The 14,317-nt window shown below is 60.9% G+C and carries 13 protein-coding genes and 1 pseudogene; 7 read left to right on the forward strand and 7 right to left on the reverse strand.

Features of this window, described 5'->3' with window-relative positions; all coding sequences use genetic code 11:
* A pseudogene (locus Q668_RS14680) lies at positions 1–551 on the forward strand (hypothetical protein); the annotation flags it as partial.
* 25 nt (positions 552–576) lie between these two features.
* Positions 577–2,643 carry a TRAP transporter large permease subunit gene (locus Q668_RS14685; RefSeq protein WP_022990387.1) on the forward strand — a complete coding sequence of 689 codons (2,067 nt, stop codon included), beginning with the start codon at positions 577–579 and terminating at the stop codon, positions 2,641–2,643.
* Positions 2,644–2,739: 96 nt separating this feature from the next.
* Here Q668_RS14685 and Q668_RS14690 read toward each other — a convergent pair whose 3' ends face one another.
* The 6 genes from Q668_RS14690 to mutM all read right to left on the reverse strand — a co-directional run bounded on the left by Q668_RS14690 (position 2,740) and on the right by mutM (position 7,888).
* Positions 2,740–4,275: a phosphoenolpyruvate carboxykinase gene (locus Q668_RS14690; protein WP_022990388.1), complete on the reverse strand. Its 1,536-nt coding sequence runs from the start codon at positions 4,273–4,275 to the stop codon at positions 2,740–2,742.
* Between the two features lie 174 nt (positions 4,276–4,449).
* Positions 4,450–5,304: an Hsp33 family molecular chaperone HslO gene (hslO, locus tag Q668_RS14695; protein WP_022990389.1), complete on the reverse strand. Its 855-nt coding sequence runs from the start codon at positions 5,302–5,304 to the stop codon at positions 4,450–4,452.
* A 94-nt stretch (positions 5,305–5,398) separates the two neighbouring features.
* Complete coding sequence (hslR, locus tag Q668_RS14700; RefSeq protein ID WP_022990390.1) at positions 5,399–5,806, reverse strand: ribosome-associated heat shock protein Hsp15; 408 nt, start codon at positions 5,804–5,806, stop codon at positions 5,399–5,401.
* 66 nt (positions 5,807–5,872) lie between these two features.
* Positions 5,873–6,559 (reverse strand): GMP/IMP nucleotidase, encoded by a 687-nt coding sequence (yrfG, locus tag Q668_RS14705; protein ID WP_022990391.1) that lies wholly within the window; start codon positions 6,557–6,559, stop codon positions 5,873–5,875.
* A gap of 87 nt (positions 6,560–6,646) precedes the next feature.
* Complete coding sequence (locus Q668_RS14710) at positions 6,647–6,979, reverse strand: hypothetical protein (RefSeq protein WP_022990392.1); 333 nt, start codon at positions 6,977–6,979, stop codon at positions 6,647–6,649.
* A gap of 96 nt (positions 6,980–7,075) precedes the next feature.
* Positions 7,076–7,888 carry a bifunctional DNA-formamidopyrimidine glycosylase/DNA-(apurinic or apyrimidinic site) lyase gene (gene mutM, locus Q668_RS14715; protein ID WP_022990393.1) on the reverse strand — a complete coding sequence of 271 codons (813 nt, stop codon included), beginning with the start codon at positions 7,886–7,888 and terminating at the stop codon, positions 7,076–7,078.
* A 184-nt stretch (positions 7,889–8,072) separates the two neighbouring features.
* Between mutM and Q668_RS14720 the strand changes: the two genes are divergently transcribed.
* Positions 8,073–9,251 (forward strand): fatty acid desaturase, encoded by a 1,179-nt coding sequence (locus tag Q668_RS14720; RefSeq protein WP_022990394.1) that lies wholly within the window; start codon positions 8,073–8,075, stop codon positions 9,249–9,251.
* Between the two features lie 66 nt (positions 9,252–9,317).
* On the opposite strand, the gene rsmD is transcribed toward Q668_RS14720, so the two are convergent.
* The gene (rsmD, locus tag Q668_RS14725; RefSeq protein WP_022990395.1) at positions 9,318–9,947 is read right to left on the reverse strand and encodes a 16S rRNA (guanine(966)-N(2))-methyltransferase RsmD; all 630 of its coding nucleotides are present in this window, start codon (positions 9,945–9,947) and stop codon (positions 9,318–9,320) included.
* Between the two features lie 161 nt (positions 9,948–10,108).
* Here rsmD and ftsY point away from each other — a divergent pair, with 161 nt between their 5' ends.
* The 4 genes from ftsY to rpoH all read left to right on the forward strand — a co-directional run bounded on the left by ftsY (position 10,109) and on the right by rpoH (position 14,182).
* A complete protein-coding gene (gene ftsY, locus Q668_RS14730) occupies positions 10,109–11,401 on the forward strand; it encodes a signal recognition particle-docking protein FtsY (protein WP_022990396.1) in 1,293 nt (430 codons plus the stop codon).
* Between the two features lie 28 nt (positions 11,402–11,429).
* Complete coding sequence (gene ftsE, locus Q668_RS14735) at positions 11,430–12,122, forward strand: cell division ATP-binding protein FtsE (protein WP_022990397.1); 693 nt, start codon at positions 11,430–11,432, stop codon at positions 12,120–12,122.
* The gene (gene ftsX, locus Q668_RS14740; RefSeq protein ID WP_022990398.1) at positions 12,112–13,116 is read left to right on the forward strand and encodes a permease-like cell division protein FtsX; all 1,005 of its coding nucleotides are present in this window, start codon (positions 12,112–12,114) and stop codon (positions 13,114–13,116) included. The genes ftsE and ftsX overlap by 11 nt, the downstream gene beginning before the upstream one ends.
* A gap of 205 nt (positions 13,117–13,321) precedes the next feature.
* On the forward strand, positions 13,322–14,182 hold the full coding sequence (rpoH, locus tag Q668_RS14745) for an RNA polymerase sigma factor RpoH (protein WP_022990399.1): 861 nt from the start codon (positions 13,322–13,324) through the stop codon (positions 14,180–14,182).
* Positions 14,183–14,317 lie beyond the last annotated feature (135 nt).

A 14,317-nucleotide genomic window follows, 5' to 3' on the forward strand; every position in this document is an offset into this window, starting at 1 on the left:
AACCATTTAATCCGCTTACCCAATTCATCTACATGGCCGGACTGCAGGCCCTGAATGCCCAGATCCAGGCTACCTCTTCCATCGGCGTGCCCTTCAACACCGGCTCTGTGGTGGGGCGGGCTACCCAGTGCCTGGATAACAAGAAATGGTGGGGTGCCCCCATGGGCCTGAGGGCAACTGTCTGGGCCATGATTCCCGGGACCAGGCCCGAAGGTGAAGTTCCGCTGGAGCGACTAGCCATTGCCAGCGAACAGGGCAAGCAGGCCGGCGTGCGCCTTGGCCACGTGTTCCAGGCCATTGCCGCGGGCAACAAGGGCGACGAAGCCCTGGTGAAGGCGGTTATCCGTGACCACGCCGAGTCCCTGAAAAATGACGATGCCAACGAAGAGTGGCGCTTTGTCGATGCCATGGCCACCAACATGCTGGTGGCTATGTCTGACCGGCTCTGGGTAGAAAATACCGGTCATCGTACCCCGATGGGGCAGTTCGGCAGCTTCTGGGATGACCAGCAGGCGCCGACCGAAACCATGGATCTGGATGATCTGTTGTAACCCCCAATTCCCGGAGTAGGTAGTTATGGCCCCGAGTGGTTTTCGTCGTACCGGGCTGGAATGGTTTTCCTCCTTGCCGGCTTGCCTGCTGCTGCTGGCAGTGGTGCTGTTCTCCACCAGCAGTGATATTCACAACCAGATGCTCCGGGGCGGGGAGCAGCTCTGGAGCGGCTACTACAAGCTCCGGATGGATCCAGCCAAGCCGGAGTGTGATGCCAACCGGGATATCGAGGCCGCGGTGGCCGAGGAAATGGCCAGGGAAGCCCCGGCGGATGATCCCATGGCCGCCTTGCTGGGCACCGTGGAAAAAGACCCGGCCGATGTGCGCCTGGCGATTGAGCGTTCGGTAGCGGATTGCCGCTCGGCCCACGCCAGCTATGAGTCGTTACAGGGCCAGCTGACTGCCGGGGTAAAGGCCTACCGTGCCGTTGAGCTGTTCGTGGCCGACCTGATTGCCTTCGGGCTCAGTGCCCAGCGCTACATACTGGTGATCCTGGTGATGCTCTGTGCCGTCACCGCAACCCTGACCCGCCACCATATTGCCATGCGGGCCATGGAAACCCGCCTCGACTACACCGTTTCCCTGACCCTGCAAACCATCGCCAATGCCATGTTGCTGGGTTCCAGCCTGATTTTCCGGCAATCCACCCTGGCCAGTAGTACGGCTGTGTCGGGCGAGGAGTTGTTGCTGCACAACTTCTGGATCATCGGCTTCGGCTGTCTCACCCTGGCCAGCCTGTACCGTCTGTTCCGGGTGCCGGATGGCCTGTCCGCCGGCGGCAGCCTGGGTCAGGCCTTCCTGTCGGTACCGCTCTACACAGTGATGTGCCTGATTTCCGGCACTTATTTCGCGATGATTGGCCACTCCTCGGGCATCGGTATTTACCTGGGCAAGATGATGGAGCTGGCCGACATGTTCCTGAACGTGGGGTTGTACGTTTGGGTGGGCATGATGCTCAAGCAGACCCGGCTGGCGACTCTGGTGTTCAACGTGTTCCGGCCCTGGCGCATGCCGCCGGAGCTGCTGGCAGTCGTTGCCGTGCTGGTGGCAGCAGTGCCCACGGCCTATACCGGCGCCTCGGGCATTTTCGTGATCGCCGCCGGGGCGGTGATCTACAGCGAGCTGCGGGCGGCCGGTGCCCGGCGCCACCTGGCGCTGGCAGCCACGGCGATGTCCGGCTCCCTGGGTGTGGTGCTGCGCCCGTGCCTGCTGGTGGTGGTGATTGCCTACCTGAACCGGGAAGTGACCACCGACGAACTCTTCGGCTGGGGCATCTGGGTGTTTGTGCTGACGGCGACCATGTTCAGCCTGGTGGCGGTTACGGTGAACCGCCAGAGCCAGTTCAACCTGGCCCCGGTGACCGATGCCATGCCGGCCTCGGTGCTGGCCTTGCGGCCGCTGGTACCCTATGTGCTGGTGATCATTGCCGTGGTGCTGTTCTATCGCCTGGCGCTGGATGTGAAGATGGATGAATTCTCCGCACCGCGCCTGCTGCCGGTGATCATGCTGGCCATCCTGGTGTACGAGCACTTCAGTCGCAAACGCCGGCAGGACGATACGGCCGGCGACACGGATTACCAGGGCCTGGAAACCAGCATTCGGGGAGCCACCAACGACACCACCGCCGAGATCGGTGCCCTGCTGTTGTTGCTGGGGCTGTCCGTGAGTATTGGCGGGGTTATCGAACGCTCCCATATCATGGAAGCCTTCCCGCAGGCGTTCGACAGTGCCTGGTCTGCGATGTTGCTGATGGTGGTGATCCTGGTGATTCTGGGCATGATCATGGATGCCTTCGGTGCCGTGATCCTGGTGACGGCTACGGTGGCAACCATTGCCTATTCCAGTGGTATTCATCCGGTGCACTTCTGGATGGTGACCCTGGTGGCGTTCGAGCTGGGTTACCTGAGCCCGCCGGTGGCCCTGAACCACCTGCTCACCCGGCAGGTGGTGGGCGAAGCGGAAGTGCTGGCGGCGCAGCAGGAAGGCGGTACTTTCTACCAGCGCCATGAGCGCATCATCATGCCGCTGATTGCCATGGGCATCTCGCTGGTACTGGTGGCGTTTGTGCCGCTGCTGTTCTACGCAAACTGAGCAGGGTGACCGCTTCCGGCGGCCTGGCTCAAAAGCCACCGATACAAAAAAAGCGCCGTGCTTTCGCAGGGCGCTTTTTTTTCAGGCCGGGGAAACTCAGTCGAGTTTCGGGCCGGCTTCGACGATGGTGTCTGCCACGTCGAACTTCTTGAAGTTCTCTACGAACTGGCCAATCAGCTCCTGGGCCTTGCCGTCGTAGTACTCCGGGCTGGTCCAGGTGTTGCGCGGGTTCAGCAGTTCGGTCTCGACACCCGGGATGTGCTTGGGCACGTCCAGGTTCAGGGCGTCCAGGTGCTCGGTTTCCACGTCGTCCAGGTCGCCGTTCTGGATGGCAGCGATGATGGCACGGGTGGTCGGGATGCTGAAGCGCTTGCCTTCACCGTAAGGACCGCCGGTCCAGCCGGTGTTGACCAGGAATACCTTGCTGCCGAACTCGTCAATACGCTTCATCAGCAGCTCGGCGTAAACGCCGGCCGGGCGCGGGAAGAAGGGTGCGCCGAAGCAGGTAGAGAAGGTGGACTTGAGCTTGGAGGAAGAGCCCATTTCGGTGGAACCCACCAGCGCGGTGTAACCACTCAGGAAGTGGTACGCAGCGGCTTCGCGGCTCAGTACCGATACCGGAGGCAGAACGCCGGTCATGTCGCAGGTCAGGAAGATGATGTGCGACGGTTCACCGGCACGGTTCTCGATCACGCGCTTCTCGACGTGCTCCAGCGGGTAGGCACAGCGGGAGTTTTCGGTCAGGGAAACGTCGGTGTAATCCGGCTCGCGGGTTTCCGGGTCGATCATCACGTTCTCGACGATGGCGCCGAAACGGATGGCGTCCCAGATGATCGGCTCGTTCTTCTGGCTCAGGTCGATGCACTTGGCGTAGCAACCGCCTTCGATGTTGAAGACAGTGCCGGGGCCCCAGCCGTGCTCGTCATCACCAATCAGGTAGCGGTGCGGATCGGCAGACAGGGTGGTCTTGCCGGTGCCGGACAGGCCGAAGAACAGGCAGGTTTCGCCGGTTTCGCTCACGTTGGCGGAGCAGTGCATCGGCAGTACGTCTTTCTCCGGCAGCAGGAAGTTCTGCACCGAGAACATGGCTTTCTTCATCTCACCGGCGTAGTGCATACCGGCCAGCAGGACCTTGCGCTTGGCAAAGTTGAGGATAACGCAGCCGTTGGAGTTGGTGCCGTCACGCTCGGGTACGCATTCGAAGTTGGCGGCGTTGAGGATCTGCCATTCCTGCTTGTCGGCCGGGTTGTAGGCGTCCGGGCGGATGAACAGGTTACGGCCGAACAGGTTCTGCCAGGCGGTTTCGGTGGTCATTTTCACCGGCAGGTAGTGCTCGGGGTCAGAGCCAACGTGTACGTGAGAGACAAACTGGTCTTTTTCAGCGATGTAGGCTTCAACACGGTCCCACAGGGCGTCGAATTTGTCGGCGTCGAACGGGCGGTTGATCGGGCCCCAGTGGATGTCGTCGGAGGTGCTGGGCTCCTCAACGATAAAACGGTCCATGGGAGACCGGCCGGTGCGCTCGCCGGTGGTAACCACCAGGGAACCGTTTGCCGCAAGCTGGCCTTCCTGCCGTGCCAGTGCTACTTCAACCAGTCTTGCTGTACTCAGATCACTATAAGTGTTGCTCACTTCGACCTCGCCCTCGGGATGTCTTCGTGATTGCCCAGTCCTTGCCCCCGAACACTGGCGGAATTCTGAACAATCGGGTCAATTCAGGCGCGCTATTATGCCAGAGACGCCGATAAAAAACGACTGCCCTGAAAGCCGCGCTACTGGCGGCTTTCGGGCAATGTTAAAGAGTAGTCAGTGTAGCGTATGACCGGTGAAAAGGTGATCAATGTCATTTCTATTGAAGCGATAGTTTGCGTGGCAGAACTGGCAGTCCATGTCGATGCTGCCCTGTTCGTCCAGAATGCTGTAGCACTCTTCCTTGCCGATCGATTCGAGCGCCGCCAGGGTACGTTCGCGGGAACAGCTGCAACGGAATTCCACCGGCTCCGGCTCGTACAGGCGCACGGTTTCCTCGTGGAACAGGCGGTGCAGCAGGGTTTCACTGTCCAGTTTCAGCAGCTCTTCCGCTTCTACGGTGCGCGCCAGGTGGTTTACCCGGTTCCACAGGTCATCGTCTTCCTCGGTGTGGCCGGGAAGGCGCTGCAGCAGCAGGCCGGCAGCGGTATCGCCATCGGCAAACAGGAACAGGCTGGTGGCAATCTGCTCGGAGCGCTCGAAGTATTCTTCCAGGCAGCCGGCCAGGTTGTCTGCTTCCCGTGGCACCACGCCCTGGTAGCGCTGGCCCTTTTCCGGGGTAATGGTAATCGCCATCCGGCTCTGGCCCAGCAGCTCGTGCAGGGTCTCGCCGCTCATGGCCTGTTCGTCAAAGCGGGCCAGGCCGCGGATCTTGCGATCGTGGCTGCATTCGGCCATCAGGGTGCGCAGGGCGCCTTCACCGGCTGCCTGCAGTGACAGGGTGCCCTCGAACTTCAGGGTGCTGCTCATCAATACGCTGGCTACCAGGGATTCGCCCAGCAGCTGGCGTACGGAATCCGGGTAGGGGGCCTGGTTGATGATTTCACGGAAGCTGTCGCCCAGTTGTACCCAGGCTCCCCGCACCTGGCTGTGCTCGAAGATAAAACGCTGGAACTGATCCTGGGAAGCCATGATGTCTCCTGAAACTGTCGGTTGATTCACTGGTGATGCCTGTAAGGATGTAAGTTGCGGGGCAGTGCCTGAAACCAGGCTGGGCGAGCCGGTTCTAAAGGCCGTTCTGGTCCCGGAAGCGCTGGATATCCCGGCGGTCTTTCTTGCTCGGGCGCCGGGCCGGCGGCAGCTGGGCGGCCTGCATGGTCTTGCGCTGCCAGGCCAGGTCTTCGCGCTTTTTTACGCTGTCGTTGGTTTCGTGGTACAGCCTCTGCGCTTCCGGTGCGCCCCGGCGCCGGTCACTGATGTCGTCCACCACCACAATTTTTTCCTGCCAGCCCAGGCGCAGGGAGACCCTGGCGCCGGTTTCCACAATCTTGCCGGGCTTGGTGCGCTGGCTGTTGTAGTGCACCTTGCCGCCCTCAATGGCTTCCTTTGCCAGCGCGCGGGTTTTGTAGAAGCGCGCGGCCCAGAGCCACTTGTCGAGCCTTACTTTCGGGTCTTCGGTGTTTGTTGCTGCCATATCTCCCCACCTGGCAGGCCAGGTTGTCCTGACCTATGGATAACTGTGCGGATTATAACCGGCCTGTCATTGCGATGGCAGTGGCGGGCGGGCTTGCAGCGTTGGCAGGACCTCGTCGAAGTGACGGATGCCCGGTATTTCCGGGTGCCTGGTCGCCGGGGCCTGGGTGCTGTCCGGTGCCAGGATCGCGAGGCACTGGCCGATACCGGCATCCCGGGCACTTTCCAGTACCGGGAAGCTGTCGTCCACCATCAGGGTGCGCTCCTGGCGGTAGGGAACCCGCCTGCCCAGGTCACTCCAGAACGCCCGGTCTTCCTTGGGTTTGCCCAGTTCATGGCTGGATACGATGGCATCCACGTGGCGGTCCAGTCCGGTGCGGCTGAGTTTCAGTGCCAGGGGATCCGGGTGGCAGTTGGTAACGATCACCGAGTGCAGGCCGGCCTTGCGCAGGGAGGCCAGAAAGTCCGGCACGTGGGGACGGTAGCCGATGCGGTCACTGACCTCCGCTTTCAGCTGGTTGATATCAACCGACAGCCGTTCGCTCCAGTAGTCGGTGCAATACCAGTTGAGGGAACCGCGCTCGGCCATGATCATGGCCAGCAGCTGGTCTTTGGCCTGTTGCGGGTGCAGGTCGTACTGTTCGGCATAGCGCCGGGGCAGGTGTTCGAGCCAGAAGTGCGAGTCGAAGTGCAGATCCAGCAGTGTTCCGTCCATATCCAGGAACACAGTATCGAGGGTTGACCAATCCACCATAAACAAAAACAGCCTGAAGAATTTGCTTCAGGCTGCCTCAGTTTCCGGCCTCTGGCAAGCCGGGATTCTACGGACGAATGCCCGGGATCAGTCTTCGGACTGCTCCACGGTTTCCGCCTTGCGGCCACTGCGGGAGCAGCCCAGGCAGCGTACAAAGGTAGCCTTGGCCGGGCCGACAACCAGTACCTCGCCAGCTTCACCGGCATTACCGCCCAGGGCAGAGAACGGCAGAGACACCAGATACACCGCGCTGCCCACGATGGTGGTGGCCAGCAGAACCGGGCGCAGAAGCACGGCGTCGGTGGTCATGGCCAGCGCCGACGGGCTTTCGTCAATCGCCCTGGCATGGCCCAGAGAAGAAAAAGCGAGCAGACAGGCTGCAACCGTGGCCATCAGGGTGCGGGAAATCTTGCGGGTCATCGTTATTCTCTCCTGTTAATACTCTGTTAACTATGAATCATATTGCCCCAATTTCAAACGATTTTTCGATATCCGGTTGGCAACTCTGGCGGTTGGCTAGCGCTGGCAGCGGGGGCAATAGACAGTGCTGCGGTTGTTCATGCGGATCTCTTTCAGGGTGGCGGCACATTCGGGGCAGGGGTTGCCACCGCGACCGTACACCAGCAGGGACTGGGCAAAGTAGCCCGGTTTGCCGTCGCTGTTCACGAAGTCGCGCAGGGTGGTGCCGCCCATCAGAATGGCTGCGCTCAGGGTTTCGCGAATGGCTTCAGACAGTTTGTGGTAGCGGTCCAGGGAGATACGGCCGGCTTTCCGTTTCGGGTGGATGCCGGCTTTGAACAGGGCTTCATTGGCGTAGATGTTACCCACGCCGACCACAATGTGGTTGTCCATAATGAAAGACTTGATGGGCGTTTGCTTGCCCCGGGACAGCCGGAACAACCAGGGTCCGTTGAGTGTATCTGACAGCGGCTCCGGCCCCAGGTCCCGGATCAGCGGGTGTTCGGAGCAGTCATCGGCCCAGAGCCAGCAGCCGAAGCGGCGGGGGTCGTTGAAGCGCAGGGTGCGGCCGTTGCCCAGGGCAATCTCCACGTGGTCGTGGGTGGCGGCGGGGCTGTCGTCGGTAATCACCCGCAGGCTGCCGGACATGCCCAGGTGGACAATCACGGTGCCGGCATCCAGGTGCAGGAACAGATACTTGGCCCGGCGGTCCACTGCCCGGATAACCTGGTTTAACAGTTTCTCGGGCAGGTCATCCGGTACGGGCCAGCGCAGGCTGGGGTTGCGGATTAATACCCTGGTCACAGTCTGGCCTTCACAATGGGGTGCAATGCCCTGGCGGGTGGTTTCAACTTCCGGTAACTCAGGCACGGGGCCTCCGCGGATAACAGGTTTCTCGGCCGCCAAGTGTAATCAGTAACAAAAATGGCGCCAAACCCGGTTGTTGTTGCGTACAAGTGTACGCTAAAGTGACGAGGTAACTTCCCCTTCGAGTACCAGCGAAAACCTCCGCAGTATCGCCTTGTCGAAGTTGATTGATTTTTGAGGATATTTTATGTGGTTTAACGGTCTCCTGGACCTCTCCGCGTGGCAGCTGATCGCTGTTACCCTGGTGATGACGCACATCACCATCGTCAGTGTAACCCTGTATCTGCACCGCCACTCGGCCCACAATGCGCTGGACCTGCATCCGGTGCTCAAGCATTTTTTCCGTTTCTGGCTGTGGCTGACCACTGCCCAGAACACCAAGGAATGGACTGCCATCCACCGCAAGCACCACGCCAAGTGCGAGACCGAGGAAGACCCTCACAGCCCGGTGGTTCTGGGTATTCGCAAGGTTCTGTTTGAAGGTGCGGAGCTCTACGCCCAGTCGGCAACCCCGGAAAACCTGGAACGTTACGGCCAGCGTACCCCGGAAGACTGGATCGAACGCAAGGTCTACACTCCCTATAAAATGGGTGGCATTGCCCTGCTGGCGGTGATCAACCTGCTGCTGTTCGGGGTTAATGGTATCTGGATCTGGGCCGTGCAGATGATGTGGATTCCGCTCTGGGCCGCCGGAGTGGTTAACGGTATCGGCCACTACATGGGTTACCGCAACTTCGAGTGTGCTGACAACGCCCGCAATATCTCCCCCTGGGGGATCCTGATTGGCGGTGAAGAACTGCACAACAACCACCACACCTATCCGAATTCCGCCAAGTTGTCCCGTCGCTGGTATGAGATCGACATTGGCTGGGGTTACATCCGCCTGTTCCAGCTATTCGGCCTGGCCAAGCCCAAGGGCTACCGGCCCATTGCCCACTATGTGCCGGGCAAGCAGGAAATGGATGTGGAAACCGTGCAGGCCATTACCAACAGCCGGTTCGATATCATGCGCCAGTATCGCAAGCGGGTGATGGAGCCGGTGTTGCGCCAGCAGAAGTCCCTGATGGACGACGAAATCCGCCCCCGCTATCGCAAGCTCAAGCGCTTGCTGTCCCGGGAGGTGTCGCTGATCCATCCCCGAGAGAAAGAAACGCTGGATTCGGTGCTGGAGCGTCATGAAATGCTCAAGCTGATCTACGACAAGAGCCACGAGCTCCAGGCCCTGTGGCGCCAGCGGGGCCTCAAGCCTCAGGACAAGCTGCAGGCGCTGATGGACTGGTGCAAGGAAGCGGAAACCAGCGGTATCCGTTACCTGGAAGAGTTTGCGGCGCACCTGCGGGCCTATTCACTGCGCCCGATGGCCTGATTGGCCGCAGACGCAAAAAGCCGGACGGGATTCCCCCCCCCGTCCGGCTTTTTTGTGGCTGACCGGTTAGTCCTGGTCGGCTTCCGGCGCTACCCGGTAAAGGTTATAGGTTACCTGTCCGGCGGTTTTCTGGCGGTGCAACTGCCAGCCTTCGGGTACCGATAGCCCGGTCAGTTCACTTTCGTGCTCCACATACACCCAGCTACCCGGTTTCACCCAGGGGCCACCGGCGATCAGTGGCAGCAGTCGCGCCAGCCAGCCCTGCCGGAAGGGGGGGTCCATGAAGATAATGTCGAACGGCGGTCGGTGTGGGCTGTGCAGGTAACCTTCCACGTCCTGGCAGACCACTTCGCCGTTTTCGGACTTCAACAGCCGCAGGTTATCTCGCAGGGCTGTAGCCAGTGCCGGGGTATGGTCCACCAGGGTTGCCTTTGCGGCACCCCGGGACAAGGCTTCCAGGCCCAGCGCGCCAGAGCCGGCGAACAGGTCCAGGCAATCGCTGCCGGCCAGGTGGAAATTCAGCCAGTTGAACAGGGTTTCGCGGGTTCGGGCCGGGCTGGGGCGCACGCCGCCGGCATCCGGAAAGCGGAGCTTTCGGCTGCGCCAGTCGCCACCGATAATGCGCAACTCGCCCTGTCCGCCGGCCCTGGCGGCGCCCGGGGCGGGTTTGCGTTGGGGTGGTCTGCGCTTGGCCATGGAGCTGCTCCGGTGAGTGAAACGGTGATCAGGTTCGGGCCGATATGTTACCGGAAAGCCCGGAGCGGGGGATAATCGGAGCCCCCATCACTTAGTGCCGGCAGTCTGCTAGAATACCGGCTTTCTTTTCGCCCGCCCATTTTCAGACAGATGGTAAGACTATGACGGCAGAGTGGATTTCAATCGGCCTCCTGGCCCTTCTTGTCCTGTTCTTTGTGCTGGATATCGCCGGCAACCGCAAGCGCGCCCCGCGCCCGGAAAAGGTGCCCCAGCGCAAGCCGGAGGTGGCCAAGGGCCCGGCACCGGTTGCCCCGGAGCAAGCACCTGAACGGGAAGTACAGCCTGAGCAGGCGCCGGAAGCTCCCATGGCTGAGGCCGCACCGGAGGCACCGCCCGAAGTGCCTGCCGAGCCGGCACCGGTAGAAGAAGCTGCCCCGGCCGTCGAGCCTGCTCCAGAGCCAGAGCCAGAGCCAGAGCCAGAGCCAGAGCCAGAGCCAGAGCCAGAGCCAGAGCCAGAGCCAGAGCCAGAGCCTCAGCTCAGTGTCTTCGAGCGGATCAAGAAGGGCCTGGGCAAGACCCGCGCTAGCCTGACCGGCGGCCTGGCGGACCTGTTCACCGTTGGCAAGAAGATCGATGAAGACCTGCTGGAGGAAATCGAAACCACCCTGCTGATGGCGGATGTGGGGGTAACGGCCACTTCGGAAATCATCGAATCCCTGACCGACAAGCTGGAACGCAACCAGCTGAAAGACGGCGAAGCCCTGCGCAAGGCCCTGAGGGAAGAGCTTCATGGCCTGCTCAAGGATGTGACCAGGCCGCTGGAAATCGATACCGGCAAACAGCCCTATGTGATCCTGATGGTGGGCGTGAACGGTGTTGGCAAGACCACCACCATCGGCAAGCTCACCAAGAAATTCCAGGCGGAAGGTAAGTCGGTGATGCTGGCGGCTGGCGACACCTTCCGGGCCGCGGCGGTGGAGCAGTTGCAGGTATGGGGCGAGCGCAACAATGTGCCGGTTATTGCCCAGCACACGGGTGCCGACAGCGCCTCGGTGATTTTCGATGCCATCCAGTCTGCCCAGTCCCGGGGTACCGATATCGTGATTGCCGATACTGCCGGCCGGTTGCAGAACAAGGACAACCTGATGCACGAGCTGGAGAAGGTGGTCCGGGTAATGAAAAAACTGGACGATTCCGCGCCCCACGAAGTGATGCTGGTGCTGGATGCCGGCACCGGCCAGAATGCCCTGAGCCAGGCCCAGGTGTTCCAGCAGGCGGTGGGCGTGTCTGGCATTACCCTGACCAAGCTCGACGGCACGGCGAAGGGTGGTATCGTTTTCGCCATTGCCCGCCAGTTGCAGCTGCCTATCCGGTTTATCGGTGTCGGCGAGCAGGCGGAAGACCTGCGCAGCTTTGATGCAGAAACCTTTGTAGACGCCCTGTTCGACGACTGAAGTACCGGCCACGGAGCCCAAGCCCCCGATGATCGAGTTTCGTCAGGTAACCAAGCGCTATGACAGCGACCACACCGCCCTGCGCCAGGTGAATTTCCACCTGGACCGGGGCGAGCTGGCCTTTCTGACCGGCCACTCCGGTGCCGGCAAGAGTACCTTGCTGAAGCTGATCATGGTGATGGAGCGTCCCACTGCCGGTGAGGTGATCGTGGGCGGCCAGAAGCTCAACAGCCTGCCCCGGCGGCAGATTCCCTACATTCGCCGGCACATTGGCGTGGTGTTCCAGAACCACCAGCTGCTGTTTGATCGCACGGTGTTCGACAACGTAGCCATGCCGCTGGAAGTGATGGGTGCGTCGCCGGATGACATCGGCCGGCGGGTGCGGGCGGCCCTGGACAAGGTGGGCCTGCTGAACAAGGAAAAGATGAACCCCATGCAGCTGTCGGGCGGTGAGCAGCAACGGGTGGGCATTGCCCGCGCCGTGGTGAACAAGCCGCCGGTGCTGCTGGCGGATGAGCCTACCGGTAACCTGGACCCGGAGCTGTCGGCAGACATCATGCACCTGTTCACCGAGTTCAGTCAGGTGGGCGTTACGGTGCTGATTGCTACCCACGATATTGCCCTGATCGACCAGATGAACAAGCGCCGGCTGACCCTGGACCATGGCCGGATGATTGTCGGCGCAGATGCACCCCTGAGCGGAGGTGTAAGTGGTTACTGACTCACGCCAGAAGCCAGAGAAGCGCCGGGGCGCCAACCGCGGCCGCTCACCGGCCTCGAACCAGGCCCGGAGTTATCTGGACCATCACCGCAAGGTGGCGAAAGATTCCGCCCAGCGGCTGTGGCGCAGTCCGGTGGCCAGCATGATGACCTGGATGGTGATGGGTGTGGCCCTGGCTTTGCCGGTGGCGCTGTTGCTGTTGCTGGGTAGTTTGCAGGGCGTGAGTGCCGGCTGGGAAAACAGTGCTCGGATTACCGCCTACCTGTCACTGGATGTGCCGGTGGAGCAGGCCCGGGAGCTGGCTTCCGAGATTGACGGTGATGGCCGGGTGTTGTCGGTAGAGATGGTAGACAGGGACCAGGCCCTGGCTGAATTCCGGGTGTCGTCCGGGCTGGATGATGCCCTGGATTTCCTGGACGACAACCCGTTGCCTCACACCCTGCTGGTAACGCCGGAAGACAGTGCCCGCTCTGCCGACGGCGTGCAGGCCCTGGTGACCTTTATGGAAGGTATGGATGCCGTCGAGCGGGTCCAGGTAGATCTGGGCTGGCTGCAACGGCTCAATGCCATTACCGATATCCTGGCGAGGGCGGTCTGGGCGTTGGCGCTGTTGCTGGGTGCGGCGGTGATCCTGGTGATCGGTAACACGGTGCGGCTTTCTATCGAGAACCGTCGGGATGAAATCCTCGTGGCCAAGCTGGTGGGAGGCACCGATGCCTTCGTACGCCGGCCCTTTCTTTATACCGGCGCCTGGTTCGGCTTAGGTGGCGGCGTGGTCGCCTGGGTGTTGATCCAGGTTTCGCTATGGTGGCTGAACGGCCCCATCGAGCGGCTGGCGAGCCTTTACCAGAGCGAGTTTGTGATTCACGGCCCGGGTTTTGATGGTGCCCTGGCATTGATTATCACAGCCATGGTGTTAGGCTGGCTTGGCGCCTGGGTGGCAGTGAAGCGTCATCTGGATGACATAGAGCCGGGCGATATTGCCGGAGGGTGATCCGGATAACGGGAAAACCGTATTGAAAATACAGCTTGTTCCAGCGTAGCTTGGTTACCGGTTATCGACGCTGGAATGGCATTCAGGAATTCCCCAGATGTATGATTTTTAACGTGTTACTGGGAAGTTCGGGAACTAATCAGGTGCTTGGCGGTCAAAGTTTCAGTTGTTATATTTAACGGCTGTCAGGTTCGGAGGTTATTGCATGGGTACGAGTTTACAGCTGGTTGACAGACTGGTTCCGGGCGCGAATCTCGAGTCTTACATTCAGGCTGCGAGTCGCATTCCGGTTCTCTCAGTGGACGAGGAGCGGGAGCTGGCAGAACGGCTTCACTACCATGGCGATGTGGAAGCCGCCCGTCATCTGGTGCTCTCCCACCTGCGCTTTGTGATTCATATCGCCCGCAGTTATTCAGGCTATGGCCTGGCTCAGGCTGACCTGATCCAGGAAGGTAACGTGGGCCTGATGAAGGCGGTCAAGCGCTTCAACCCGGAGTATGGCGTGCGGCTGGTGTCGTTCGCGGTGCACTGGATCAAGGCAGAGATCCATGAGTTCATTCTGCGCAACTGGCGCATTGTGAAGGTGGCCACCACCAAGGCCCAGCGCAAGCTGTTCTTCAATCTGCGCAGCCAGAAGAAGAAGCTGGCGTGGCTGAACCACGATGAGCTTCAGGCGGTCGCGAAGGACCTGGGGGTAGAACCCAAGGTTGTGCGGGAGATGGAAGGTCGTCTGGCGTCCCAGGATACCGCGTTCGACGGTCCGATGGATGACGATGAAGACAGCGCCTACCAGGCACCGGCTTACTATCTGGAAGATCGCCGCAGTGATCCGGCGGTGCAGCTGGAGAATGCCGACTGGTCAGAGGACTCCAACGGCCGGTTGATGCAGGCGATGGAAAACCTGGATGAGCGCAGTCAGGATATTCTTCGCGAGCGCTGGCTGACCGAGAGCAAGTCGACGTTGCATGAGCTGGCGGACAAGTATGGTGTGTCTGCGGAGCGGATTCGGCAGCTTGAGAAGAATGCGATGAAGAAGATCAAGTTGCAGATGGCCGAGGTTGCCTGAAGCTGATCATTGGCCCTTGGGGTTTGAAAACGCCACCACCGTTCGCGGTTGGTGGCGTTTTTGTTTGTATAATCCGTCCGACTTGGGGGCGGAAGCGCTTGGGAGGGCCTTTCCAAAAACCGCTCCTTACGGCAC

This window comes from Marinobacter sp. ES-1 (assembly GCF_000475255.1).
GTDB lineage: Bacteria > Pseudomonadota > Gammaproteobacteria > Pseudomonadales > Oleiphilaceae > Marinobacter > Marinobacter vinifirmus.